Annotated in this window: 31 protein-coding genes; 1 reads left to right on the forward strand and 30 read right to left on the reverse strand. The window is 59.9% G+C overall.

The window, feature by feature from the left end; translation table 11 throughout:
• Positions 1-4 precede the first annotated feature (4 nt).
• From DWG18_RS15130 to DWG18_RS02415, 16 genes are all read right to left on the reverse strand, one after another.
• Complete coding sequence (locus DWG18_RS15130) at positions 5-448, reverse strand: hypothetical protein (protein ID WP_162823662.1); 444 nt, start codon at positions 446-448, stop codon at positions 5-7.
• 1,416 nt (positions 449-1,864) lie between these two features.
• The gene (locus DWG18_RS02360; RefSeq protein ID WP_115645041.1) at positions 1,865-2,296 is read right to left on the reverse strand and encodes an EamA family transporter; all 432 of its coding nucleotides are present in this window, start codon (positions 2,294-2,296) and stop codon (positions 1,865-1,867) included.
• A gap of 69 nt (positions 2,297-2,365) precedes the next feature.
• The gene (locus DWG18_RS02365; RefSeq protein ID WP_115645055.1) at positions 2,366-2,683 is read right to left on the reverse strand and encodes a hypothetical protein; all 318 of its coding nucleotides are present in this window, start codon (positions 2,681-2,683) and stop codon (positions 2,366-2,368) included.
• 72 nt (positions 2,684-2,755) lie between these two features.
• On the reverse strand, positions 2,756-3,139 hold the full coding sequence (locus DWG18_RS15135) for a hypothetical protein (RefSeq protein WP_162823663.1): 384 nt from the start codon (positions 3,137-3,139) through the stop codon (positions 2,756-2,758).
• 58 nt (positions 3,140-3,197) lie between these two features.
• Positions 3,198-3,704 carry a YetF domain-containing protein gene (locus tag DWG18_RS02370; RefSeq protein WP_115645057.1) on the reverse strand — a complete coding sequence of 169 codons (507 nt, stop codon included), beginning with the start codon at positions 3,702-3,704 and terminating at the stop codon, positions 3,198-3,200.
• Between the two features lie 95 nt (positions 3,705-3,799).
• Positions 3,800-4,309 (reverse strand): hypothetical protein, encoded by a 510-nt coding sequence (locus DWG18_RS02375; protein ID WP_115645059.1) that lies wholly within the window; start codon positions 4,307-4,309, stop codon positions 3,800-3,802.
• Positions 4,310-4,720: 411 nt separating this feature from the next.
• Complete coding sequence (locus DWG18_RS02380; protein ID WP_115645061.1) at positions 4,721-5,161, reverse strand: hypothetical protein; 441 nt, start codon at positions 5,159-5,161, stop codon at positions 4,721-4,723.
• Positions 5,162-5,222: 61 nt separating this feature from the next.
• The gene (locus tag DWG18_RS15140; protein WP_162823664.1) at positions 5,223-5,468 is read right to left on the reverse strand and encodes a hypothetical protein; all 246 of its coding nucleotides are present in this window, start codon (positions 5,466-5,468) and stop codon (positions 5,223-5,225) included.
• Between the two features lie 212 nt (positions 5,469-5,680).
• Positions 5,681-6,061 carry a GFA family protein gene (locus DWG18_RS02385; protein ID WP_115645063.1) on the reverse strand — a complete coding sequence of 127 codons (381 nt, stop codon included), beginning with the start codon at positions 6,059-6,061 and terminating at the stop codon, positions 5,681-5,683.
• A 90-nt stretch (positions 6,062-6,151) separates the two neighbouring features.
• Positions 6,152-6,583, reverse strand: coding sequence for a hypothetical protein (locus DWG18_RS02390; protein ID WP_115645065.1), 432 nt, complete (start codon positions 6,581-6,583; stop codon positions 6,152-6,154).
• A 906-nt stretch (positions 6,584-7,489) separates the two neighbouring features.
• Positions 7,490-8,011 carry a hypothetical protein gene (locus DWG18_RS15145; RefSeq protein ID WP_162823665.1) on the reverse strand — a complete coding sequence of 174 codons (522 nt, stop codon included), beginning with the start codon at positions 8,009-8,011 and terminating at the stop codon, positions 7,490-7,492.
• A 122-nt stretch (positions 8,012-8,133) separates the two neighbouring features.
• The gene (locus tag DWG18_RS02400; RefSeq protein WP_115645067.1) at positions 8,134-8,508 is read right to left on the reverse strand and encodes a hypothetical protein; all 375 of its coding nucleotides are present in this window, start codon (positions 8,506-8,508) and stop codon (positions 8,134-8,136) included.
• A 459-nt stretch (positions 8,509-8,967) separates the two neighbouring features.
• Positions 8,968-9,285, reverse strand: a complete 318-nt coding sequence (locus DWG18_RS15150) for a hypothetical protein (protein WP_162823666.1) — start codon at positions 9,283-9,285, stop codon at positions 8,968-8,970.
• Positions 9,286-9,805: 520 nt separating this feature from the next.
• Positions 9,806-10,333, reverse strand: coding sequence for a hypothetical protein (locus DWG18_RS15155; protein WP_162823667.1), 528 nt, complete (start codon positions 10,331-10,333; stop codon positions 9,806-9,808).
• 17 nt (positions 10,334-10,350) lie between these two features.
• On the reverse strand, positions 10,351-10,809 hold the full coding sequence (locus DWG18_RS02410; protein ID WP_162823668.1) for a GNAT family N-acetyltransferase: 459 nt from the start codon (positions 10,807-10,809) through the stop codon (positions 10,351-10,353).
• A gap of 86 nt (positions 10,810-10,895) precedes the next feature.
• On the reverse strand, positions 10,896-11,426 hold the full coding sequence (locus DWG18_RS02415) for a hypothetical protein (RefSeq protein ID WP_115645073.1): 531 nt from the start codon (positions 11,424-11,426) through the stop codon (positions 10,896-10,898).
• A 166-nt stretch (positions 11,427-11,592) separates the two neighbouring features.
• Here DWG18_RS02415 and DWG18_RS02420 point away from each other — a divergent pair, with 166 nt between their 5' ends.
• Positions 11,593-12,309, forward strand: coding sequence for a hypothetical protein (locus DWG18_RS02420; RefSeq protein ID WP_115645075.1), 717 nt, complete (start codon positions 11,593-11,595; stop codon positions 12,307-12,309).
• Positions 12,310-12,392: 83 nt separating this feature from the next.
• Here DWG18_RS02420 and DWG18_RS02425 read toward each other — a convergent pair whose 3' ends face one another.
• From DWG18_RS02425 to DWG18_RS02480, 14 genes are all read right to left on the reverse strand, one after another.
• Positions 12,393-12,662 (reverse strand): hypothetical protein, encoded by a 270-nt coding sequence (locus DWG18_RS02425; protein ID WP_115645077.1) that lies wholly within the window; start codon positions 12,660-12,662, stop codon positions 12,393-12,395.
• A 71-nt stretch (positions 12,663-12,733) separates the two neighbouring features.
• Positions 12,734-13,150, reverse strand: a complete 417-nt coding sequence (locus tag DWG18_RS15160; protein ID WP_162823669.1) for a hypothetical protein — start codon at positions 13,148-13,150, stop codon at positions 12,734-12,736.
• A 58-nt stretch (positions 13,151-13,208) separates the two neighbouring features.
• Positions 13,209-13,847, reverse strand: coding sequence for a hypothetical protein (locus tag DWG18_RS15165; RefSeq protein ID WP_162823670.1), 639 nt, complete (start codon positions 13,845-13,847; stop codon positions 13,209-13,211).
• 19 nt (positions 13,848-13,866) lie between these two features.
• The gene (locus tag DWG18_RS02435; protein ID WP_205289388.1) at positions 13,867-14,496 is read right to left on the reverse strand and encodes a CPBP family intramembrane glutamic endopeptidase; all 630 of its coding nucleotides are present in this window, start codon (positions 14,494-14,496) and stop codon (positions 13,867-13,869) included.
• 74 nt (positions 14,497-14,570) lie between these two features.
• Positions 14,571-15,131 (reverse strand): hypothetical protein, encoded by a 561-nt coding sequence (locus DWG18_RS02440; protein WP_115645081.1) that lies wholly within the window; start codon positions 15,129-15,131, stop codon positions 14,571-14,573.
• A gap of 57 nt (positions 15,132-15,188) precedes the next feature.
• Entirely contained in the window at positions 15,189-15,647 is a 459-nt protein-coding gene (locus DWG18_RS02445) for a hypothetical protein (RefSeq protein WP_162823671.1), read from the reverse strand.
• Between the two features lie 38 nt (positions 15,648-15,685).
• A complete protein-coding gene (locus DWG18_RS15170; RefSeq protein ID WP_162823672.1) occupies positions 15,686-16,138 on the reverse strand; it encodes a hypothetical protein in 453 nt (150 codons plus the stop codon).
• Between the two features lie 86 nt (positions 16,139-16,224).
• Complete coding sequence (locus DWG18_RS15175) at positions 16,225-16,614, reverse strand: hypothetical protein (RefSeq protein ID WP_162823673.1); 390 nt, start codon at positions 16,612-16,614, stop codon at positions 16,225-16,227.
• A gap of 30 nt (positions 16,615-16,644) precedes the next feature.
• On the reverse strand, positions 16,645-17,136 hold the full coding sequence (locus DWG18_RS02450; RefSeq protein WP_115645085.1) for a hypothetical protein: 492 nt from the start codon (positions 17,134-17,136) through the stop codon (positions 16,645-16,647).
• A gap of 406 nt (positions 17,137-17,542) precedes the next feature.
• The gene (locus DWG18_RS02455; RefSeq protein ID WP_115645073.1) at positions 17,543-18,073 is read right to left on the reverse strand and encodes a hypothetical protein; all 531 of its coding nucleotides are present in this window, start codon (positions 18,071-18,073) and stop codon (positions 17,543-17,545) included.
• 482 nt (positions 18,074-18,555) lie between these two features.
• Positions 18,556-18,993, reverse strand: coding sequence for a hypothetical protein (locus tag DWG18_RS02460; RefSeq protein WP_115645087.1), 438 nt, complete (start codon positions 18,991-18,993; stop codon positions 18,556-18,558).
• A 2,127-nt stretch (positions 18,994-21,120) separates the two neighbouring features.
• A complete protein-coding gene (locus DWG18_RS02470; protein ID WP_115645091.1) occupies positions 21,121-21,510 on the reverse strand; it encodes an Imm41 family immunity protein in 390 nt (129 codons plus the stop codon).
• 450 nt (positions 21,511-21,960) lie between these two features.
• Complete coding sequence (locus tag DWG18_RS02475; protein WP_115645093.1) at positions 21,961-22,287, reverse strand: hypothetical protein; 327 nt, start codon at positions 22,285-22,287, stop codon at positions 21,961-21,963.
• Between the two features lie 107 nt (positions 22,288-22,394).
• Positions 22,395-22,973 (reverse strand): isoprenylcysteine carboxylmethyltransferase family protein, encoded by a 579-nt coding sequence (locus DWG18_RS02480; protein WP_115645095.1) that lies wholly within the window; start codon positions 22,971-22,973, stop codon positions 22,395-22,397.
• Between the last annotated feature and the right edge of the window lie 101 nt (positions 22,974-23,074).

The following is a 23,074-nucleotide window of genomic DNA, read 5'->3' on the forward strand; positions in this document are numbered from 1 at the left end:
ATTGTTAGGCCTCACCGGGAAGGCGGTAGATGACCAGTTCGGTACTGTGAGCGGTTTGGCCGACACACTCGGCGCGGTACTGCACGCCCGGCTCCACGAGAACGACGGTTTCACGGGTCATCGTGAACGGAAACAGGTAGCACTTTGCTGCGACGTGATAGTTGCCCGCCGGGACGACGACCGAACCGAAATCTTTGAGATTCTCAGAGCGCGAGGGTTGATCTGCCCAGATGCGAATCAGCGTAGCCACAGAGCCTTGACCTGCGGGATTTACAAAGGCGCGAACCACCCCGCTTGCCTTTTGCTCCTGCTTCTCATCCTTCGAGGCAGCACGGATGGTGCCGGTGCTTTCCGCGGCAACATCCGGGCTCCAGACGAGCGCGGGTTTGTCTGCCGCGAGAGAAGTTCCGACTACTGCGCCTGCGAGCAATGCAACGAATCGCTTCACCACGTTCCCCTTGAAATTTGAGTGAGGCCTAACACCTGAGTTAAGCCGCGCCGCGAAGCGGCGTCGGCTTGGACGAATTGTTAGGGCTCATGAGCCGGTGGCCGACCCAGAAGCCCAGCGAGGCGCTCGCACCGAGCAATGAGCTCACGCATATAGCGCCCGCGGAAAAGGCCCATTCAAAGCGTGAAGCACCAGGATGACCTGGCAGGGTGAGTATTGCTGCAACTAAAGCACCCGACGCCGTGCCGTAGCCGACCAGCGATCGAAAGCGATAACGCGAGCGACGTTGGAGCGAAGCTACGATGCGTAGACCCACGCTCAAGATCAAGACGAGTGAAGCCAGGAAGAAGACAGCGAATACGGGCAAGCCACCAATCTTAGGCGCCATAGGGAGCCAAGGAAGTACCAGCGTACCCACCCCGGCTGAGCTCGCTGAGCCGAGGAGCACACCTGCAGGCACCGAAAGTCTTTCCCACATGAGCCCTAACACCTGAGTTAAGCCGCGCCGCGAAGCGGCGTCGGCTTGGACGAATTGTTAGGGCGCACCCGCGGAAACGAGACGTAACGCGCCCACGGTGTTCATGCGCTGCTGCAGCGTATCCGCCGGGACGCCAGGCACGAACACATGCATCTTGTAACCAGTTCGCTCATTGAGCACGAGAAGCGCGTGCCGGGTTGCACTGCCGCGTGCAACGGACCACATGACCGGCTTACCTGCCGCGATCCCGGGCTGGAGCGGGCTGAGCTTTGAATGGCTGAGCGGGTTGTCAGTGCCGAGGTATAGCCCGAATGCCACCGTGCCGGAAGTTCGGAGCGCATAGCACACGTCGTAGCCTGGGCCAGAGTCGTGCCGCCAGTGGAGTGCCGAGCCCGCGGGCAAGTCCGGGCAGGAAGACTTCGCCTGCACTGGCAAGTGGAGGGCTGCTATCAGTGCGGCTGCGAGTACGATTTTCTTCATGTGCGCCCTAACACCTGAGTTAAGCCGCGCCGCGAAGCGGCGTCGGCTTGGACGAATTGTTAGGCCCTAGAGCCCGCCATTTGCAACTGTTGAACCTATTACACTCGAGTCTGCCATGCAGGCGCCGTAAGAAGCTCGACGGGACTCGGTGCGCTACAGTTCGCTGCACATTCGCCCTTTGAAGACACGCTTGGCCGGGCAGCTGCCGAGACGCTTGATAAGCGCCTGCCCACGGTCCGCACACTTCATGACGCCCGGGTGCAGGCCATCATCCGTTTCGAAGTGGCCCATACATGCGTCGTAAGCCCAGTGCACGGCGCTGCCAGGTATTTCGCATTGAGTCGCGGCCTGAGCAGGTGCTGCCGTAAGAAGAAACGCGAGTGCTAAGAGAACTCTCATCTAGGGCCTAACACCTGAGTTAAGCCGCGCCGCGAAGCGGCGTCGGCTTGGACGAATTGTTAGGTTGCCGGCCGATATGCGACGACGAGCAACCCGGAACCCACTAGTACGCAGCCAAGAATAACGCGCGGTGTGATCTGTTCCTTGAGTATGAGCCAGGCCAGCAGAACCGCGACGATGAAGCTCGCTTTATCAATAAGCGCGATGGTTGAGACCTCGCCTTGCTTTAGGGCCTTGTAGTAGAAGATCCACGACAAAGACGTGGTGACGCCGGAAACACCAAGCCAGAAGAGATTGTGCGGAGCCAGAGACTTCAGCTCCGCAGGCGCGACGAACAGCGCCGCGAAACCGATGACGAATACCGCGACGAACATGGTTCGAACAGCGAGCCCAAGTTCGCCCGAAATTCCGGCAAGGCCCATCTTGGCGATCACGGAAGTGAAGCCAGCGAAGATCATGGAGATGACGGCGTATGTAACCCACTTGTCCATGCTCTCTCCTCGGCAACCTAACACCTGAGTTAAGCCGCGCCGCGAAGCGGCGTCGGCTTGGACGAATTGTTAGGCCTCATCTTCGCGGGGCTCATAGGGCTCTTGGATCCACTCGCAGCCAGATTCCTGCCGAGTCGCACACCAGCTCGGCGGCATTTCCGCCAGCTCGCCAATGGTCGGGTCATTCTCGACCATGCAGCCCAGGCAGACGAGCTTGAGATCCTTCGCATCGAGCGTGGTGCCGCACAGGAACTGCCAATCACCGTCGGGGTCGTGATAGACCTCGCGGATTGGCTCTAGGCCCTCTAGAACCTGGCGAGTGGTGAATACGCCAGTTTCGACGGGAAGACTGAAGGGCCAAGACTGGAATGCGTGAGGGTGGCTCATGAGGCCTAACACCTGAGTTAAGCCGCGCCGCGAAGCGGCGTCGGCTTGGACGAATTGTTGGCCGGCCAGCGACTACTTGAGGGCAGCCGACTCAATGGTAAGTGCAAACGGATCAGGCTGACCCGGAGCAGGCGTTACTCGCCCGGTAACAGTGACGGAAGCGCCGGTACCCAGCAGCCTCACCACCTGGTTGAGGAACACAATATTGGGCGTGGAAACGTGGTGGGCCGACTTGAAAGTATCTTCCGGCCCCATTGCAAGAAGCAACGCTTGCGATGGGCACGCCTGGCTGTAGAGACCGACCCTCTGCTTGTACATGCGCGCGGTGCCGCTGAGCGTGACGCTCTTGCCGACATAAGACGATGGGTTTGCGACCACTGCGCACAGCGGATCTTCGGGTGCGCGAGCGCAGCCGGTGAGCAAGATTCCTACTGCAATTGCAAGAACACTTTTCATGGCCGGCCAACACCTGAGTTAAGCCGCGCCGCGAAGCGGCGTCGGCTTGGACGAATTGTTAGCCCTCGCTTCGGGCGATGCTATCCGGCGCGGTGGATTTGGGTTCGCGCTTAACCACGCTAATGACGCCGTTGTTTTCCAGGACAGCGTAGTGCACATCTTCCACCGAGGTGCATCCCGCCTGACGCAGCGCGCTGTGCAGCTCGTGGCTGGTCAAGTGAGCCTTCGCGGCGAAGTCTTCGTATAGCTTGCCGTTATGGATGATCACCAGCGGGCGCCCCTCGATAAGAGCCTCGAGCCGCTTGCTCTTGAAGGTTACGAGTCCCACCAAGTAATTCGCGGCAACCAGAGTGACGGTAGAAATTAGCCCGCCCAAGAGAGAGCTATCGCCACCCACCATGGAATTTTGGACGGCGTTGGACAGTACAAGCAAAAGCACGAGATCGAACGGCGCGAGCTGGCCAATTTGACGCTTGCCGCTAATACGGATGATTGCGAGCAGAAACGCGTAGACCGCTACTCCCCGCACGACGAATTCCCACCACGGGAGTGTCAAATCAAACATGGCTTTCGGTTCCCAGTAGAAGTTCGGTGCGTGGGCTAACACCTGAGTTAAGCCGCGCCGCGAAGCGGCGTCGGCTTGGACGAATTGTTAGAGGGCTAGCCGAAAAGCCCGTTTGCATAGGCTTCCTTGGCCCGCCCCATCTGGCTGTTGAACTCTGCCGTGCACTTTAGCGCCATTTCGTGGGCGACCCGATCGTTCTCGATGGACGCCCGAAAACGAGGAGCGTGGTGCGCGAATCCGCTGCGCCCAGACTTGTCGCGCCACTCGAAGATCTCCTGCCAGAGAGAATTTGCATTCCTTTCCGCGCCAATGAGGTTTGGAAGGAACTCTGTGAAAAGCCCGTGGTATGAGCTAAGCGCCTGTTGCACTTCGGGCGGCTCGTGCGACAGCACGAATTGCGCGAGTTCGATTTCTCTACGAGCTGAAGAAAAGAGGTTCCGACTCTGCTCGATGTAAGAAAGGAGTTCTGACTTGTCACGCTCAAACGCGAGAGTGGTTTCCAGTTGGTGGGCATTGACCGTGTGGGCATAGGCCTTCCAGCTGATCGCGGCGGCAACCAGGCTGATCAACAATGCTAGTGCTGCAATGACGTTTGAAGCGTCCATAGCCCTCTAACACCTGAGTTAAGCCGCGCCGCGAAGCGGCGTCGGCTTGGACGAATTGTTAGGCCAAGCTTGAACGGGCCGACGGCGGCGAGCAACCCGGCACGGGATAACGGCCGAAGCGAGAACCGCGAGCTGGAGCCAAGACGTTCGGCGGCGAGCTGTTTCGCACTGGCACAAAGCCAAGGCGCATTCCACCCGTCAGCTCGGCAAGCGGATCGGGGATGTCGGTACTTTAGGGAGAATCAGGAGCCGACCGCGCACGAATCGGAGAGCGAGGCAACGGTGACGGCAGAGCGAGCGCGGCGAGTCGCGTACCGAAGCGAGCTGTTGACCGCGAGCGACTCAGCAACGCAATGAACTGGCCGGCGCAAAAGCGCGATTACAACAACCGACCGAGGCCTAACACCTGAGTTAAGCCGCGCCGCGAAGCGGCGTCGGCTTGGACGAATTGTTAGGCGCCAGTCCAGCGACGCCCTGCAGCAAAGCAATATAGCGGGCCGGCTGCATTTCATAGAAGTCGATTGCGACGACGTAGGCCTTGCCACAGTTGCCACACCGAGCAGTCGAAAAGTATCCGGAGCGACCATTCGGGAATGCCGCCCAGGCAAGCGCCTTAGGCCCGACGAACTCCAGCGTGCACGAAAAGGTAGAGGCGATGTGCCGCTGGTCTTCGAGCGGTAACGACCTAAACCATTCGGTGCCAGCGCTGACCGCCGACAGTACATTGCGTTCAACGGTGTGGCCGCACGCTTCGCATTGGAAGGCGAGGCATGCATGTTTCTCGCGCATGCCGTCATGGAACGGATGACGGTCTTGCGAGTAGACGAGAAGTGGCGGCTCGAGATCTATCATGGCTGGCGCCTAACACCTGAGTTAAGCCGCGCCGCGAAGCGGCGTCGGCTTGGACGAATTGTTAGGTTGCAGAGGAATGCAGAGCTGCAACCAGCGATGCCGCCGATGCTAGCGTGATTGGCTCGGTGGTGATGGGATTTGCGAGCTGGAACACCGCGCGCTCAACAGGCGCTCCCGCAAGAGCGATGTCTTCCCGACACTCGATAGCATTAGCCCAGTCCTCGACGTCTTCGGCAGCGATCTCGCCAGCGCAGAAACGCGCGAGCACACCTGCAATGTGCTCGGGGAGCAGCGTGACTAGCTCCACCTCTGAGTCCCACGGGTATCGCGCGAGCCGAGCACCCACAGCCGCCAGCGGTTGCCGGAGAGTGATGAGATCTTCTAGTGCGGCGCGCCTTGAATCTTCCACTGCAACCTAACACCTGAGTTAAGCCGCGCCGCGAAGCGGCGTCGGCTTGAACGAATTGTTAGGCGGCACCTGCGATATTGCGGGCGCCACCCGCGGGAAGCTGCACTGTTTCAATCCAGGAATTTCCACGTATCGGCGCCATCGAATCGCCGGACAGTGACTGACGCTAGCAGCGCGGGTTCAAAGTTGCGAAGGTTCACCCCGTGGCGAGCGCCGGGCGTGGGTTCGATAGGTTCCCAGTGGGTGGCGATGCCGCAGTTCTTGCAGCGGAAATTGCTCAGGCTGCGATCACCCCACACGTAGCTCTCCGTATTCTCCGGATGCCCTTGGATAGAGACGGTGCCGAGCTCGTAATAGGCCCAGATGCCTCCCGTGCGCCTGCACAAGGAGCAATTGCAACTCGTGGCGGTTTCTGGCGCCGCCGGAAGGCTGAGGCGCACAGCGCCACAGTGGCACGAACCACTCAGCGAAAGAGGCTGTTCGTTGCTCACGCGACGCGTCTCCTTTCCTGTGCCGCCTAACACCTGAGTTAAGCCGCGCCGCGAAGCAGCGTCGGCTTGGACGAATTGTTAGGTGGCGATTTAGAGATCTTCAATAGTCCGCTCCAAGTCCCGCTGCATGTGATCCAAGGCCGGTGCCACAGAGCGAACCAGTGCTTCGCCGCGAACATTGCCGCGGACGATCCAAACCTCACGATCCTCGTGGAGGACGGCGGTGACGCCCTCGGCATTCTGCAATGCCTGAGTCACTGCCTCGTGGAGCATGGACTGGGTTGGCTCTTCGCGCGCGAATTCCGCCGCGTTCACGAAGACTTGCCACTCTTCTTGAGCGCCTTCTAGCCTACTCGCGCTAACACCGAGCACGTCCTCCTCGGTTGTAACGCGGTGCCACTCTTCAAGAACCGAGCTGTCAGCCGGCGCGATCTTCTCGACCTTAATGTCTCCGCAAGACGACGCAGCCGCGCACCCGGCAAAAAGTAGAGGCACTAGCAATGAAGCGAAAAATCTAAGCATGTCGAGCGAAGTACTCCTTGAGCCACCTAACACCTGAGTTGACCCGCGCCGCGAAGCGGCGTCGGGTTGAACGAGTTGTTAGAGCCCACACGGAGATGCCGAGCCGGCTCCAACTTATGAGCGAAGAATGCCACGGCCGGCGACCGCGAGTGGCTCGCGCACGCTGGCAGCTAAGGGCGGGGCGCGGAAATGGACGAGTGCTAGAGCGAGGCACGCGGCTGGCGATAGGGATGCGGCACGCAAGCCGTGATGGAGCAGGGCGCCGCTGGGTGGAGCGAGAAGCGTCGAGCCGCCAGACAACCACTACGACCTCTAAGAAGAGTCGGTGGTGGGCGCTAACACCTGAGTTAAGCCGCGCCGCGAAGCGGCGTCGGCTTGAACGAATTGTTAGGCGGCACCTGCGATATTGCGAGCGCCACCCGCGGGAAGCTGCATTGTTTCAATCCAGGAATTTCCACGTATCGGCGCCATCGAATCTCCGGACAGTGACTGACGCTAGCAGCGCGGGTTCAAAGTTGCGAAGGTTCACCCCGTGGCGAGCGCCGGGCGTGGGTTCGATAGGTTCCCAGTGGGTGGCGATGCCGCAGTTCTTGCAGCGGAAATTGCTCAGGCTGCGATCACCCCACACGTAGCTCTCCGTATTCTCCGGATGCCCTTGGATAGAGACGGTGCCGAGCTCGTAATAGGCCCAGATGCCTCCCGTGCGCCTGCACAAGGAGCAATTGCAACTCGTGGCGGTTTCTGGCGCCGCCGGAAGGCTGAGGCGCACAGCGCCACAGTGGCACGAACCACTCAGCGAAAGAGGCTGTTCGTTGCTCACGCGACGCGTCTCCTTTCCTGTGCCGCCTAACACCTGAGTTAAGCCGTGCCGCGAAGCGGCATCGGCTTGGACGAATTGTTAGATGACTACCAGAGATCCCCGTCGTATAGCCGAACACTTCTAGGCTGGCTCCGAGGAAGCAACTCTATTTCGTGATCAGTGTATTTCTGCGTAGTCCGTATATGCGTCGCTATACGGCCGTCAATTGACCATGGCTTCTTGTGTTCCTTCCCGAGCTTTTCTTCAATGAGAAAGCAGTTGGCCATGGCGAAGCTGGAAGCTTTTATAACAATGGCCCGAGGCTGATCGGCAATCTGACCGTCGAATATAGCCGGGCGGAAATGATCTAGCTCAGGAAATGTCTTCCCTTTAACCGCAATGGCGTAGCACCTTCCTATTCTGTCGATCTTCTTCTTAAGCTCGTTCGCCTCTCGAATAATGCCGTCTGCATTCGTTAAGTGTTCATCTGCATACGCAAGAAGAAGGACGGAATCATTCCACAGGTATGTGTGAGCGTGGAGAGGCATCATGTGCGATGCGTAATTGGAAGCGAGCGCGTGCAATTCGCGCATCTTTTGTGCTGCTGAGCCGTCGTCCTTCGATGCCAAGGACTTAATCCCAATAACATCGATTAGTGTCACAACGCAACGCCGCCAATCTGCCATAGTCATCTAACACCTGAGTTAAGCCGCGCCGCGAAGCGGCGTCGGCTTGGACGAATTGTTAGCGCTCAGCCTACAACGGCGCCGAGCTTAAAGATCGGCAGGTAAAGCGCAATGACGCAAGCCGGCACGAGGACGAACAGGCTGACGACGCCCAAGATGAGCGCCCGGCGTGCACGGCTGAGAGGCGCGCCGCGAAACGCGATTGCTGCAACGGCAGCGGGCACCAGCCACAACCAGTTGTGGTGCGCGAAAAGGAGTTTGGTTAGAGCCGGAAGATCAGCCCCGAACGCCGCAAGTGCATCGCGAAAATGCCCGACGACAAGAGAGGACACCGCGGCAGGAAACGCAGACAGTACGACTCCGACGAAGACGAGCCCGAGAGACGGCGCGGGTGCCGTCGCGGCTGGAAAGGTTTCGGGGGAGCGATACGGATTGTTCATGAGCGCTAACACCTGAGTTAAGCCGCGCCGCGAAGCGGCGTCGGCTTGGACGAATCGTTAGGGGGCAAGCTGACAGACCGCCACGGGCAATGGCCCGTACACCTTTTGTGTTCCCGCAAAGCCGCCCCGCTCGATGACATATGCCGATCGCGTTTCGGTACTGAGAACAAGCCAGTGCGCATAGCCATCCGCCACGTTGCCCTGATCTGACAACAGGCGGCCTGAGCGTTCGGCGAGCTCTCCGGGGAGCGACGCCGCTACCGGCCAAGCTTGATTCACACCGGTAGGGTGAACGAATGGCTGCAACCGGGCCGCTGTGCACTCGAGATACGGCGACGGCTCCGGGGACCTGCCAAGCTGGGTCGCCAAAACGAGTGCCACAAGTGCGTTGATCATATCCATGCCCCCTAACACCTGAGTTAAGCCGCGCCGCGAAGCGGCGTCGGCTTGGACGAATTGTTAGGCCCCACCGATTCTGGAGCCTTCGTAGGCCGCTGCCCACGCCCGCCAACGCAGCTTGCTGGACAGCAACAGATACATCGGCGGAAGTATCGCTGGCACTAGGCCGAACACCCAAGGGCTAAGCCCGAAATCGCGTGCCGCGCGGGACATGTACCAACAGGCCGCCCAGTGAAATGGCAGGAATACAGCGAACGACGTAGCGGCGCCGGAATGCGCGACAAGAATGACAGCAATGACTGCGAGCCAGCCAAGTAGCCACAGACGCGCACCGAGGATCAGCGGTTTGCTCTGAATTCGAAGACTGGAAAGCTTCATGTGGGGCCTAACACCGGAGTTGACCCGCGCCGCGAAGCGGCGTCGGGTTGAACGACTAGTTAGGCGCAACGATACCGCCGCGGAGCACGATCTAGAAGCCACGATAGAGGAGGGCGCCGCGACGGTGCCTACCTGAGCCTTCCGGGGCAGAGAGGCCCGCAACAGAAATCGTTGGCGCCAGCGACTTGGCGGCAGAGGCGATCACGGAGCAAGAAGGTATCGGGCGCTGCGATCGTGCCTGCCACTGATGCAAGCCGCGAAGGCGCCGACTGACAACTGGGCGCGATCGGAAGGAGCCGAAGACAGCTTGGAATCGGTGAGCTGCGCGCGAGAGCGGGCAGCGATGCGATGAGCTTGAGATGCATGGCCGCGCGGGAGACATGAGTGAAGCCGCGTGCAACGCAGGCGGCGCAACGCGCCGAACTCTCAAAGCATTTTCAGCTGATGCCTAACACCTGAGTTAAGCCGCGCCGCGAAGCGGCGTCGGCTTGGACGAATTGTTAGGTGCCACGCCTGACACCTACCGAATTAAGCCAGCCAAAGTTTCGCGAAGATCCCAGGATCGCTCGTACACCTCTTCCGCGAATTTCAACAAATCAATCTTGCAGCGCCACCGCTTGCCGCCCAAAAAGCCATTGAGCTCCACGGACGACTCCTTTACCGGGTTACGGAATGGCTCCGTGCCTTCGTAAGTTGAGTGGTACACGGCGTAAGAAAACGTCAGATGATCAGCATGGATAAGCTTGTTCGCGCATTCGCGCAAGGTCCTTCTCCCATGACCTTCGAGCATCTCGATGCAGGTAGTAGGGAGATCCGCCGGGTCATCGAGCATGTATCCGCTAGCTCTATCAAGGAGCAGGCGAAAGTTGACGGCCAGTTCAATAGATTTTGTAGAAAGCGTGTCTTCGAAGTGTTCGTCAAAGTCCACATAGAGTGTTGGGCGGCCTTTGCCAGAAACTGTTGCCGCGACGTGGTAATTGGCGTGTATCGCCGTCGCGAGTTCGATGCAAAGCTTTTGAATACCTGAAACGCTATGACCTAGCTCCATGGCACCTAACACCTGAGTTAAGCCGCGCCGCGAAGCGGCGTCGGCTTGGACGAATTGTTAGGCGCCGCAGCAAGCTCTTTCTTGAACCGGTAGCTGGTCAGCTCGTAGCCGGCGGCCTTGTAGAACGCGTGAGCTTGCTCGAGCTGCACGTTACTGGTGACTTCGACCAGACCGCAACCGCGCAGCGCCAGCTCCGACTCCGCCGCCGCAACCAGGAGACGGCCTAGCCCGAGGCCGCGATGGTTCGCCGCCACCACGAGCGCGGAGATACGACCCACCGGCGCTGGGCGATGCAGGACGGGCATGACGTTAAGCGTGATGACGCCACGCACGGAGGCTTCGAGCGCTACGACAAGTGCGAGATCTGCGACTGACCCCAAGCGCTCCACAACGTCTGTGGGCGAGCACGGAAAGCCGAGCTGGCCGAACAGCTCCGACAGCGCGCCCGAATCTTCAGCGCGGGCGGGTCGAACCATCGGCTGCGAGCTACTTTCCATAGGCGCCTAACACCTGAGTTAAGCCGCGCCGCGAAGCGGCGTCGGCTTGGACGAATTGTTAGGGCTCACCGCCGGAATTCGGCGGCAATTGGCGCTGACATGAGTTTTGCCGCAATCCAGCTGAAGAGACCGCCAAAGGTAAGCGCGAAGATGACGCTGATAACGCCAATGGCCACAAAGAACGGGCCCATGTCGGGCGTACCTTGCGTTGCCGCGGCGGCAAACTGCTGGCGCATGGAAGAAAACATGCTGAACTGAATGACGACGCCCACAATTTGCCATGCGACCGCCAGCACCATGAGGCCAACAAACGTGAGGCGTGCCCAGTTCCAGCGGCGCAATAGCCCGATTGAGCTGAGAAGCATGAGCGCGGAAACGGCCAGGAAGGCGAGAAGCACGACTTGGAAGTGACCGAACATGAACGAAGCGAAGGGCGGCATGCCTGGTGCCGGCGCTTGCATTGCGTCGGCGAATTCCGGAGTGCGGAACATCGTTTGGAACATCACATTCTGCAAGACAGAGATTACGGTGCCGAAGCCCGATAGGACGATGAAGATCCAAGCAACGACGGTGACGAATTTGGATGGTTGCTGCATTGCCGACACAACATGCCCCTTAATGATTGATGTGAGCCCTAACACCTGAGTTAAGCCGCGCCGCGAAGCGGCGTCGGCTTGGACGAATTGTTAGGCGACGGCCTATCTGCCCGGACGTGTAGGCGCCATGGGACAATTTGCCGATTCCGTTGCGAGACCACCGAGAATGACTTTGCTGCGACGCGCCCGACTGGCCGGTCTGTGGCTTGCGCTAGCGCCTTCCCTAGCGCTGGCTCACCACGGGCAGGATTTCCTCATACTCGAAAGCCCGGCCGTGCCGCACCCCGGGAACGTGTATTTGCTCGCTAACGCCCATGCTGCCCTAGAAGGCGGCGCGGACGAGCAGGCGGGCATGGAGCCTGCGTTGCTGGTAGGAGTGACCCCGCGCGTTTCGTTCGAGCTGCATGCGCACGCGGAAAAGCTAAGCGGCTCTTCTTGGGCATATGAGGCGACCGCGCCGGCGGTGCACGTGTTGTTGACTGACCCAGCCAACCATCACGGACTGAAAGTTGGGATTGGAGCGGAGTACGAGGTGGCGGCCCATCAAGACGGCCGTGACAACACCGAGGTACGCCTGTCGTTTGAGGACGGCGATGAGGCATTGAAGTGGGGTGCAAACCTGATCGCGAGCCGGGAGCAGGGCGGCTCCGCCGAATTCGGCGGAGCGTTTGGCGTTCGGCGGGCCGTACGTGACGGCTTTGCGCTCGGCGCCGAAGGGCAAACGAGCTTTGAGCGCGCCGCTGGTAGCGAACTGCTACTGGGCGCGTACTTTGAGCACGAACAAACCTGGGCTTTGAAGCTGGGTGTGGGCGGCGTGCGCGACGAGAGTGGGCACGTTGCACCGACCGCCCGATTGGGACTCGTGTTGCGACTCAAAGGTTGAAGCGCAGGATGCGTAGTCTGGGGCCTAACACCTGAGTTAAGCCGCGCCGCGAAGCGGCGTCGGCTTGGACGAATTGTTAGCGCTCAGCCGATGAACCGCATTGCCGCCCCTACGAGGACGAGAATCGCTCCCACCACCGTACCGTAGCGGCCCGCGTTGTTTCGAGTGAGCGTGTCAGTGCCATTCGTGTATACGCCATGAGCAAGCAGGGCGAAACCAATGGCCGAGAGCGCATCTTGTACAGCGTGACCGTAAAAGATGAAGTCGGCCATGCGAATCGCGGCGACTACCACGAATACGGTGAGCATGATCTTGGCGTGTCCGCCGATCGGTGCTTTTGCTACGGAATCCATAACTCTCCTTGTATGAGCGCTAACACCTGAGTTAAGCCGCGCCGCGAAGCGGCGTCGGCTTGGACGAATTGTTAGGTGGCCAGCACTGCACAGATGCCTGCCCACCGTGCCGCCAGCTTACGGGTAAGACCAACGGTGGAAACGAGCAGAGCCACCGGAAGGACTGGCCACCACCATTGGCTGACAAACCGCGATGTAGCAACAAGCCAACTGCCGTGAGGCTGGCCCATTTCCTGTAGTTGTGGAGCGACAAATACGACGTAAGCCTGCACCGGAATAGCCACGACCGCGACGACCAAGTACACCGAGCCATAGACCAATGCAGCAACCGTGGCGGTGAATAGCCAAGGACGTTCTAGGCGATTGCGGCGGCTAAAGGCGCGCCTGGCCGGCCAAAGTAGCGGAGCGAGCGCCAGAAGAAGGTAGGCGAAGGCCGCGACTGCCAAGAGGGCGACGAACTTTGCTCCGAGCGCTTCGATGATTTCCATGGCCACCTAACACCTGAGTTAAGCCGCGCCGCGAAGCGGCGTCGGCTTGGACGAATTGTTAGGCCGCACCGATCCACCCCGGAGGCAGCTTTAACGTGCGGTAGCGGTTGCGCGTTTTGGTAGGTATCGCTCGCTTGAAGTACTGCTCCTTCGGTCTGAACGGAGAGTCAGCCAGCACGCCGCTAAGCCACTCGCGATGCTGCAGATCGTTCCATGCAAAGGGAAAGACAAACTCGGGCTGAAGGAATATGCCTTGATAGTCGTCAATGACGAACCCCAGCGACGATCCTGCGATGGCGTTGTCTGGAACGCCAAGCCATCGGAAGTCGAACACAGGATAGAAGCTGAAGCTCGAAGCAGTCTTGCGATGACTTTTGTGCGCCTGAAAAAAGAGCTCGACCGCAGCGGGAAGCTGTAATGGGCTTAGATTCCATCGATACCAATGATTGTCGGATTCGACCGGCTGCCCAAACAATTGTTCCGCTCTTTGCAGAGACGGGAAAGTCATCTTCTCCCCGCCGTACCCGAGAGAACCCACTGATTCGGTGCGAGTGTTTTCCCGGAACGCACCATGAGTGTGACGAGCGAGGAATTGTAGTGACGCTTCCCAGGCGGCCAGCGGATCCCGGCGCCTTGGGCTGTGGCCGAACGCCGCAGACTTTGGGGGCTCGTAGATGAGGTGCTCAGTCATATCCATGTGCGGCCTAACACCTGAGTTAAGCCGCGCCGCGAAGCGGCGTCGGCTTGGACGAATTGTTAGGCATCAGGCTACGCGACGTAACGTGCCGCACCGTGTAAAGACCGGTTATATCGATCACGGTGTGTACGACGATGGCGACGACAAGACCAGTAAAGTGCGCGATCGCACCGAGTACAAGACTGACGGCGAACAAGCCCGCGGCCTGAAAGAGAACGCGCCGGTTCAGGCCGTTGAAGCGGTACGCCTTGGTGTGTGCCAGGACAAAGAGGGCCGAGGACAGCCACACGCCGAGCAGTGTCTGCAGGGCGCCGCGAAATAGGATCTCTTCTCCGATGCCGGCTGCGGGTGCCAGAAGAACGGGATTCCAGCCGCGGAGATCCAGGCGGCTATAGCTTTCGATCGTGTGTTGGGCGATCGGACGCTTAGACGCCAGCTTGTAACCAACCCAAGCATTCAGGCAGGCGGCCGCACTGAGGCCGAACGCAGCGATTGCTTGCTGGGTAACGGAAAGGCGAGAAGCGAATAGCGACAGGAAGGACGTTCCCGTAGCAACGCAAATCAGAAGTGCCGCCACGACCATGAGCACGCACAGCAACCACTGGCGGCGAAGCCCCACCTTCTTTTCGGATGTTTCGCCTGCCGACATGGTTCCTCCTGATGCCTAACACCTGAGTTAAGCCGCGCCGCGAAGCGGCGTCGGCTTGGACGAATTGTTAGACCTTATGGCGACGGAGGCGCGGCCTGTGCTTTCAGAGCCTGCGCCATGCCCTCGAGCTTGCCAGAGAGTAGTAGCCGCCACGTATTCTGGTACGGCTTTAGGCTTACCACTTCCAGCTGGGTAACCTGCAGTGACCCGGCTCCCGCAGTGTTCCGCGTGACAAGGTGCACGACCTCACCTTCCTTGACGCTTCCGAGAATTTGCGAGTCGCCGACCTTTACGTTCATGGCCTTCATCTGACCCTCGGCGAAGCCCATAAGGGCGCGCATGAATTCCACGGGGCTCATGGTTTGGACGGACTGTGCGCTAGCCGAGGGACCGAAGAATGCGGCTCGAAGGTTTTTCGCTGCGGGGGTCTCGCCGCTCAGCACCGGCAGAAGCATCGACTGGAACCTGGCGAGCTCGTCCGGGTGGATGAATTCAGGAACAGCCGTCATCCCCTTGGTGCGCACTGCCTCGACGTAGCCGCGCTCCACTTCTTCCGGACTCTCAGCAGCCGACACCGTCGGGGCGGCACCGAAAAGTACGAGAGCAAGGATGGCGGTAGCGATGATGTTCTTCATAAGGTCTAACACCTGAGTTAAGCCGCGCCGCGAAGCGGCGTCGGCTTGGACGAATTGTTAGGCCCCGGCTGAACCCGAGCGAGGCCGCCAAAGCGACAGCAGGAAGCCCACGAGCATGATGCCAGCAAGCGCCATGTTGATGGCGGCACCGGGCGCAGCGATGCGCTCGATGGGCCAATAGGAACGCAGCGCCATGCGGCCGAATTGCTCGACGAGAAGCGCGAGAAACGCCAAAGACGCGAGACTGCGATAGCGCAGCAATACGATGAGGCACAGCAAGCCGAGCACCAGCTGGCAGAGACCCCATGCGGCGAACGCAAACAGGAAGGCTGCGGCACCGGCCGAACCAAACGTATCGAGTGGCACTCCATCTGCCGTGCGCGCAACCTGCGGCGCATTGAGCATGACGTTCACGCCCATAGGTATCTTGAGCAACATGATCCACAACAACCAAAGGCCGACACGCTGGCCTGGATAGTGGTTGTCGGCGACGCGAGGAAAGAGCCTTTCCAACATGCTGCCTCCGATGCGTGTTCCGGGGCCTAACACCTGAGTTAAGCCGCGCCGCGAAGCGGCGTCGGCTTGGACGAATTGTTAGGCGGCGGATAAAGCTGCACGACGTTCTCCGCGAATGCCGGGAAGGCTACAGCCGGCCACCATTCTTCAAGGGCCGCCGAGCCCGGCAGTAGGCGGCTGAGACCATCGGCAAGGCTCCGCCAGCCAACGGCATCTTCCGGAACATCCAGCGCGCGTTCGCCGACTAACTCAAAACGCAGCCAGATCGTGTCCCACGTGAAATTGTCCTGTTTCCAAGCCACCACGCGCACAATTTCTGACCACGTTGCGTGTTCCTCGGAGACGGACTTGGCGAGGAAGCCTCGGTAGGACTCGTGACGTAGCAACACGCCTTGCTGATCAGCTTGGACCGCCCATTCATCAGCGGGTGCGCCACGCCAAGCCCTTCGGCCGGCTTGCCAGCGGTAGCGGAGAAATTCACCGAGACTCATACGCGTTGATCTATCTCCGCCGCCTAACACCTGAGTTAAGCCGCGCCGCGAAGCGGCGTCGGCTTGGACGAATTGTTAGGCATCACCTACGAAGCCCGCTTTTCAAGTAGCTCCAGGTATTGCGTACAAATCTCGAGCTGCTTTATGGCTGGCTTACTGGTGAGCTTCTCTTCGTAGTCTTTAACCATTGCGGCGTTATAAGCATCAAGTGAGCCCCAGCCTTTCGGCGGGTTGGCGGACGCTGTCGCATGGCCGCGCTCGACCGACGCGCGATTCGCTGCCGACCAAGCATCTGCCGCTGCGCGCATCCGAGCTTCATCGCCGATCGCCGGGCCACAAATCGTGACTGTCGGCTCAAGCCCGACACTTCTTAAGTAGTTCATCCAGTCGCCGAGCTCCGCGTCCGTTGGTTCGGCTGCAACCGACGAGCCGCTGATCGAGAGCAGGAGAAAAAGGGTTGTGATAAGGGATCTCATGAAATCTCCAAGTGATGCCTAACACCTGAGTTAAGCCGCGCCGCGAAGCGGCGTCGGCTTGGACGAATTGTTAGGGGGCAAGCGACGCATTACACGAACCAGCCAAAGCGCGACGCCGAGCGCGAAAAGGTTGACCCCGAGAATCCACGGCTTGTCCGACTGCAGGAGCGAGTAAGTGAATGTGCTGCCGAGGAAAAAATTGGCGTTGAAATTCAGAGGGGAGGCTTGCACGCTGACGGTTAAGTGAAAGCCGTTTGCGAAGAAGTAACCGAGAACCGGCGACGAGAAAACAGGTACTTGAACCAGCCAAAATATTAGGTTCTTTCGTTCCGCGTCTGGTGATCCTTCCAGCATACGCACGCCGCACCAGAGGCCCCATGCGTATAGCGCCGCGAAGATCAGCGAGAAGAGCCACTCAATCGGATTGTGCTGCTGCGCGACGACAGACGTAACGGCGGCGATGCCGATCGCTCCGCCGCCTACGCCAAGAATTCCGATGACCCGGCGCTGCCAAACTTTCATATTGCCCCCTAACACCTGAGTTAAGCCGCGCCGCGAAGCGGCGTCGGCTTGGACGAATTGTTAGGCCTTAGCTACGTGCTGATAGACAACGAGAGCCGAGACCCAAGCGAGTACGAATGCTACATGGGCTAGGCCGCACACCGTGGCCCGCCAGCGGTAGGGAGAGCTCGGGTTAACCGCCGCGGCCCAAAGGCCTGCGACCGTTCTGGGGCGCAAGCCGCGGATCTCGCGGGGCAATAGCCAACTGCCTACAAGCGCAACGGCCCACGCGGCAATCCCCGCAAGCACGCAGCCGATAAAGGCGGCAGAAGACGGATCCAAATTCGCCATTACGTTTGGTCTAAGGCCTAACACCTGAGTTAAGCCGCGCCGCGAAGCGGCGTCGGCTTGGACGAATTGTTAGGGCTCACCGCCGGAATTCGGCGGCAATTGGCGCTGACATGAGTTTTGCCGCAATCCAGCTGAAGAGACCGCCAAAGGTAAGCGCGAAGATGACGCTGATAACGCCAATGGCCACAAAGAACGGGCCCATGTCGGGCGTACCTTGCGTTGCCGCGGCGGCAAACTGCTGGCGCATGGAAGAAAACATGCTGAACTGAATGACGACGCCCACAATTTGCCATGCGACCGCCAGCACCATGAGGCCAACAAACGTGAGGCGTGCCCAGTTCCAGCGGCGCAATAGCCCGATTGAGCTGAGAAGCATGAGCGCGGAAACGGCCAGGAAGGCGAGAAGCACGACTTGGAAGTGACCGAACATGAACGAAGCGAAGGGCGGCATGCCTGGTGCCGGCGCTTGCATTGCGTCGGCGAATTCCGGAGTGCGGAACATCGTTTGGAACATCACATTCTGCAAGACAGAGATTACGGTGCCGAAGCCCGATAGGACGATGAAGATCCAAGCAACGACGGTGACGAATTTGGATGGTTGCTGCATTGCCGACACAACATGCCCCTTAATGATTGATGTGAGCCCTAACACCTGAGTTAAGCCGCGCCGCGAAGCGGCGTCGGCTTGGACGAATTGTTAGGCGACGGCCCGCGCTGTTGCGATGCAGCAGCTAGCACGACTAGCCGCCCTGACCCATTCGGCTTAGCGATTGTCACGAAAGCTCCGGCGAAGCGCTTCTTGATACTGCGCCAAGGAAAAGCCTGGGCAAGCAGATGCAAGAGACTCGACAACCGAAGGCCACTCACCGACAGGGCTGGTTTGGGTCTCGGGCACATGATCCCACGCTCCGGCCGCCACCTCGCGCACGAGGCGATCAGCTTCCTCAGCAAGCTGCAGTCTTGCCACATGGGCCTGCTTGGTCATTGGTCGTGCCCGATCACTGAAGACTTCCTCCGCCGCCTAACACCTGAGTTAAGCCGCGCCGCGAAGCGGCGTCGGCTTGGACGAATTGTTAGGTGCCTGCCCTATTACTGGATCGAGTTGAGGATCATTCCTTCAAGGACGCCCTTGGAGTTGCAGGGAACCGTAAACACGTTGTTCTCGAAGCGGCGGGTCTCTGAAAACTCCGTGTTGACGCTCACAGTGGGCTTGCCCGCAGAGCGACTGACAAATACGTTGAAGTTCGCCCGACGGCCCTGAACCATAAAAAGCCCCGGCTTACCACAGTCCGCCATCGAGTCATCAAAGCGCGCGGCTTCGGCGTAAATGACGCCGCTGTCCTTCGCGATATTTTTTACTTGGATATTGCGCGACGCAAATGCCGCGACGATCTGCTCCCAAACCTCGTCGTAGCTCTTGTCGTAGGTCCGCGAGTTACTAACGGAGTAGTTGGCCGGCGCGGTTGCGCAACCCGCAAGCATGGCCACTAGCGATGCACCAAAAACCATCTTGAACGCATTCGACATGACACTCTCCCCTGGGTGAGTTGAAATTGAACCACGCCAGCGCTGGTGCCACAAAGCTGGCACCTAACACCTGAGTTGACCCGCGCCGCGAAGCGGCGTCGGGTTGAACGAATTGTTAGAGATCACACGCCGATCCATTGGCTTGCCGACCCCACATGCCGAAGTGTGCCACGTGAGCTGATTGCGAGCTGCGGCCGTGAGCAGAGTGATGCGGACCGCACTCTGCGAGAGCTAAAGGTCAACCCAAGCCGGGCGGAGCAGGGCAGTAGCGAGCAGCCATCTTGGAGCGCGCTCGGCGGGGAGCCAGAGTGTCCGCAATGCGGCCATGAACGCGACGACGAGGTTGGAACCAATTCGCCGGAACCAATTCAAGAAGCGATGTGCTTCCCAGTGTGAGCGCTAACACCTGAGTTAAGCCGCGCCGCGAAGCGGCGTCGGCTTGGACGAATTGTTAGGGGGCAAGCCCCGCCTCTGCGTGTACATGGTACGGCGGCTGCTTGACTCGGATGGCCTCGGGCACAGGCTCCGAATTGGAATTGCAGTCAATTTCGACGAACGAGAGGTTTCCGGCCGCATCCGAGAAGAGCACGATCTCGAGAGACTTTCCGGAGGGCTCAAGGCACAGGGCGCTTTGGAAGAACGCCCCACCGCCTCGGCCGGGCAACGCGAGCGGCGCGAGACCCGCTTCGGCAGGAACGGCAACCGCAAAGCTGTTGCACCCGCACTCGCAGAACTCAGAGAACCACGCGGCACCGAGCTGCGCTGCTAGCCGTGCCGGCTGCGGGAACCCAGCGTGAGTGACAAGGAACTCTTTCCAGAACTCCAGCCGCTGAGCATCCACCGCTGCCCCCTAACACCTGAGTTAAGCCGCGCCGCGAAGCGGCGTCGGCTTGGACGAATTGTTAGGCAGTGTACCCAAGCGCCGCCATGACGATGGAGACAACAAAGAGCAGCGCCACCGGCACGACGCCGAATAGCGCGGCAAGCCATAGGGCCAGGCGCCGAAACGGCGCCACTATTGCAGCAGCCAAGAGCCCCGCGCCCACGCAATATGGCAGTGCTCCGCGGGCGAACATGTTGGAGAGCGACGGACCTGTGCTTCCGAGTAGAGCGAGGCTGACGCCCCAAATTGCTACCGGCACTGAAGTGAAGCCGACGAACGCGCCTAACGCGCAGTGGCGAACACGCATGGCGGGGCCGACCACGCTGCGCACCTCAGAAGACGGCGCTTGGTACAAATCTCGGTCCACTGCCTAACACCTGAGTTAAGCCGCGCCGCGAAGCGGCGTCGGCTTGGACGAATTGTTAGGCGCCCGCCGCGCCGCTCGCTTCCCTTGAACGTGGACATTTTGTGGTGTTCGTTGGAGGAACAGCCTGCCGCAATTTTGGATCAAAAGCGTATTCCTCGGACGCTTCACTTGGCGGCCTTCCCCAAGAGACCTTGAGTCTGGTGCCGGCGACGGACCATTTGCCGCGAAAGGTCTCGCTGCTGATCAGATAATTGTCGCGAATGGTGACCAGCGCTACTCCATTCTTCAGAAACGCAAACTCGCCCTCCCAGTCGCCGACTTGGTAGCAGAGAGGCGTGAGCGATGACCCCCGCGCCAAAGCGCTAGGGCCCGGAGCTAGCGAGACGGCTACAACTGCGAGCAACCACGCGACGGACTTCATACGCCTAACACCTGAGTTAAGCCGCGCTGCGTAGTAGAGGTAAACATAGGGCAAGCTTTATCTGCCCTATGTTTGCCGGAACGAAGCGGCGTCGGCTTGAACGAATCGTTAGGCCCCGCCCAAGTTCGACAACTCTGCCAGCGGACGCCCAACTGCCAGCCGCGATAGTACGACGGCCCGTGGTAAGGATGCTGCGGCCCGCACGCGACCGAAGGTGAAACCGACGAGCGCGAGGCGTGGACGCCGAACTGGCCGTGAGCGACGCGGCGGGACCAGTGAGCGCAACGGGGACGCGCTTGCTCAAGTGCAACATGGAGCTGCCACCCGCGAGCCGAAGAACTTGGTGCTCGATCAACCGGGCTTTGCCGGTGAACTACACGCTGCGTGGAACCGCAGTGCGGGGCCTAACACCTGAGTTAAGCCGCGCCACGAAGTGGCGTCGGCTTGGACGAATTGTTAGCTGCCAGACGACAGCAGCGGGTTGCGCTCATCGAAGCCGGCTGAGAGGTCGGGCATTTCACCGGCGAAGAAGCCCTCAAACACCAACTGAAACCGCTCTTTAGCCTCGTAGAGCTTCTCGGGCTCCATGTTTTTGATTGTGTAGACATCGTTCGGATCGAGGTGTGCAGCTAAGAGGCTGAAAGTAGCGCTGAAGAGCCGAAATGCTCGCCGGCGTAGCTCCGGATCGGAGCCGACCGCGCCGACAAGTTGAAACAGCGCCCATTCCACTTTCCAGTACTCGTCCTGTGACCAGGTTGCATCCTCGTATAGGCATGCCCTGAAGGAAGTTTCGTCGAACTCGCCGGACCACGGGTGGTTTCTCGCAATTACCGTGTAGGCATCCATGGCAGCTAACACCTGAGTTAAGCCGCGCCGCGAAGCGGCGTCGGCTTGGACGAATTGTTAGGCCAAGCTTGAACGGGCCGAGGGCAGTGAGCAACCGGGCGCGAGATGACGCCCGAAGCGAGGGCCGCGATCAGGAGCTTGGACACGCGACGGCGAGCTTTTCCGCGTTGCCCCGAAGCCGAGGCGCGTTCTACCCGTGAGCCGGAAATACGGTTGGGGGCGAGTCGGTACTTTAGGGAGAATCGGTGTCCGACCGCGCACGACTCGGACAGCGAGGAAACGGTTGCGGCAGAGCGAGCGCGGCCAGACGTTTCCGGAGCGAGCGTTGCAACGCGAATTAGTTGCCGAAGCAGCGAGCACCACGTTGCGATGCGGCGCTTACGACAACCGACCGAGGCCTAACACCTGAGTTAAGCCGCGCCGCGAAGCGGCGTCGGCTTGGACGAATTGTTAGGCCCCAACCCCGACCGCTGAGGTTGGAATGCCCAGGTATTGCGCCAACGAGATGGCCCGAGGCGCGATCTTGAGCGGAGAGTCTGCATCAAACGGGGCGGGCTCGCCGCTTAAGTTGTACAGCGTCTTGGCACACGCTTCCTCAAAAGAATACTGGGCAGATCTCACAAGATCATCGCGTTGCTCAGCCTCCAAGCTTTTGGCGCGGATCCGTTGGAAGAGTTCATGGCAATCCTTCCACCGTGCCGGGTTGTCGGCCTTTTCGGCGAGCTCTAGCAACGTGCCGCGATCTTGGCACTTGGGCTCAAACAACCACACGAGCATTAGGATTTCATCTGCAAGATGTCCGCAAGCTTCCATTGGGGCCTAACACCTGAGTTAAGCCGCGCCGCGAAGCGGCGTCGGCTTGGACGAATTGTTAGGCCCCACCGTCAAAGAACCGCGGGGATCAGCGCCTTCGTGCGCTGGCGATATGCCGCGTAAGCAGGACCGAAATGCTGGCCAAGCCAAGTCTCCTCTAGGCGCAGTTTGCGCCAGAACGATACGAAGACAATGGCCACGGCCAATAGGCCGCGCCAATCCCCGACCATGACCGCGTTGCCGAGAAACAGCAGCAGAAATCCGGTGTAGATCGGGTGCCGGATGAAGCGGTATGGCCCTTGCTGGATGAGTTCGTGATCGTGCTTGAGCTGGACGGTAGCGCTCCAATTCCTGCCGAGCAGCATGCGAGCGTAGATGCAGAGTAGGGCGCCGGCGACGGCGAGACCGAGCCCGACCGCATAGACCGGAACGGTGTGCGGCACAAACTGCTCGCGAAGCAACGAGTGGCCGAACCAAGGTCCTGGGCCGAGCAACAACACCGCGACCAGCAACGGCAGCCAGTAGGCGGCCACGCGCACCGCAAGTGACTCCTGTGACGCGACACCTTTGGCTGAGCGCGCGGACCACAACCAATAACCGATCACCACCAACCACGTGATCCGGAGTGCGTGTTCAAAAAACGGCGGCATCAAACTCTCCTGTGGGGCCTAACACCTGAGTTAAGCCGCGCCGCGAAGCGGCGTCGGCTTGGACGAATTGTTAGGCCACGCCCGATTGATTGCAGCGCGCA

It is taken from the genome of Lysobacter sp. TY2-98 (assembly GCF_003367355.1).
In the GTDB taxonomy this organism is placed as follows: Bacteria; Pseudomonadota; Gammaproteobacteria; order Xanthomonadales; family Xanthomonadaceae; genus Cognatilysobacter.

What these genes read in the sequence shown, in the direction of transcription:
- DWG18_RS02455 (WP_115645073.1), bottom strand. Translation starts at nt 18,073, where the DNA reads ATGCAGCAACCATCCAAATTCGTCACCGTCGTTGCTTGGATCTTCATC.
- DWG18_RS02445 (WP_162823671.1), bottom strand. Translation starts at nt 15,647, where the DNA reads ATGTTGGAAAGGCTCTTTCCTCGCGTCGCCGACAACCACTATCCAGGC.
- DWG18_RS02390 (WP_115645065.1), bottom strand. Translation starts at nt 6,583, where the DNA reads ATGCTTAGATTTTTCGCTTCATTGCTAGTGCCTCTACTTTTTGCCGGG.
- DWG18_RS02425 (WP_115645077.1), bottom strand. Translation starts at nt 12,662, where the DNA reads ATGGATTCCGTAGCAAAAGCACCGATCGGCGGACACGCCAAGATCATG.
- DWG18_RS02440 (WP_115645081.1), bottom strand. Translation starts at nt 15,131, where the DNA reads ATGAAGAACATCATCGCTACCGCCATCCTTGCTCTCGTACTTTTCGGT.
- DWG18_RS15175 (WP_162823673.1), bottom strand. Translation starts at nt 16,614, where the DNA reads ATGAGATCCCTTATCACAACCCTTTTTCTCCTGCTCTCGATCAGCGGC.
- DWG18_RS02380 (WP_115645061.1), bottom strand. Translation starts at nt 5,161, where the DNA reads ATGATAGATCTCGAGCCGCCACTTCTCGTCTACTCGCAAGACCGTCAT.
- DWG18_RS15135 (WP_162823663.1), bottom strand. Translation starts at nt 3,139, where the DNA reads ATGAAAAGTGTTCTTGCAATTGCAGTAGGAATCTTGCTCACCGGCTGC.
- DWG18_RS15170 (WP_162823672.1), bottom strand. Translation starts at nt 16,138, where the DNA reads ATGAGTCTCGGTGAATTTCTCCGCTACCGCTGGCAAGCCGGCCGAAGG.
- DWG18_RS02365 (WP_115645055.1), bottom strand. Translation starts at nt 2,683, where the DNA reads ATGAGCCACCCTCACGCATTCCAGTCTTGGCCCTTCAGTCTTCCCGTC.
- DWG18_RS02375 (WP_115645059.1), bottom strand. Translation starts at nt 4,309, where the DNA reads ATGGACGCTTCAAACGTCATTGCAGCACTAGCATTGTTGATCAGCCTG.
- DWG18_RS02475 (WP_115645093.1), bottom strand. Translation starts at nt 22,287, where the DNA reads ATGCTCGTGTGGTTGTTTGAGCCCAAGTGCCAAGATCGCGGCACGTTG.
- DWG18_RS02435 (WP_205289388.1), bottom strand. Translation starts at nt 14,496, where the DNA reads ATGTCGGCAGGCGAAACATCCGAAAAGAAGGTGGGGCTTCGCCGCCAG.
- DWG18_RS02370 (WP_115645057.1), bottom strand. Translation starts at nt 3,704, where the DNA reads ATGTTTGATTTGACACTCCCGTGGTGGGAATTCGTCGTGCGGGGAGTA.
- DWG18_RS02415 (WP_115645073.1), bottom strand. Translation starts at nt 11,426, where the DNA reads ATGCAGCAACCATCCAAATTCGTCACCGTCGTTGCTTGGATCTTCATC.
- DWG18_RS02400 (WP_115645067.1), bottom strand. Translation starts at nt 8,508, where the DNA reads ATGAACAATCCGTATCGCTCCCCCGAAACCTTTCCAGCCGCGACGGCA.
- DWG18_RS15155 (WP_162823667.1), bottom strand. Translation starts at nt 10,333, where the DNA reads ATGGAGCTAGGTCATAGCGTTTCAGGTATTCAAAAGCTTTGCATCGAA.
- DWG18_RS02480 (WP_115645095.1), bottom strand. Translation starts at nt 22,973, where the DNA reads ATGCCGCCGTTTTTTGAACACGCACTCCGGATCACGTGGTTGGTGGTG.
- DWG18_RS02360 (WP_115645041.1), bottom strand. Translation starts at nt 2,296, where the DNA reads ATGGACAAGTGGGTTACATACGCCGTCATCTCCATGATCTTCGCTGGC.
- DWG18_RS02470 (WP_115645091.1), bottom strand. Translation starts at nt 21,510, where the DNA reads ATGGATGCCTACACGGTAATTGCGAGAAACCACCCGTGGTCCGGCGAG.
- DWG18_RS02410 (WP_162823668.1), bottom strand. Translation starts at nt 10,809, where the DNA reads ATGGTTCGACCCGCCCGCGCTGAAGATTCGGGCGCGCTGTCGGAGCTG.
- DWG18_RS15150 (WP_162823666.1), bottom strand. Translation starts at nt 9,285, where the DNA reads ATGAAGCTTTCCAGTCTTCGAATTCAGAGCAAACCGCTGATCCTCGGT.
- DWG18_RS15165 (WP_162823670.1), bottom strand. Translation starts at nt 13,847, where the DNA reads ATGGATATGACTGAGCACCTCATCTACGAGCCCCCAAAGTCTGCGGCG.
- DWG18_RS15160 (WP_162823669.1), bottom strand. Translation starts at nt 13,150, where the DNA reads ATGGAAATCATCGAAGCGCTCGGAGCAAAGTTCGTCGCCCTCTTGGCA.
- DWG18_RS02460 (WP_115645087.1), bottom strand. Translation starts at nt 18,993, where the DNA reads ATGTCGAATGCGTTCAAGATGGTTTTTGGTGCATCGCTAGTGGCCATG.
- DWG18_RS02420 (WP_115645075.1), top strand. Translation starts at nt 11,593, where the DNA reads ATGACTTTGCTGCGACGCGCCCGACTGGCCGGTCTGTGGCTTGCGCTA.
- DWG18_RS02450 (WP_115645085.1), bottom strand. Translation starts at nt 17,136, where the DNA reads ATGAAAGTTTGGCAGCGCCGGGTCATCGGAATTCTTGGCGTAGGCGGC.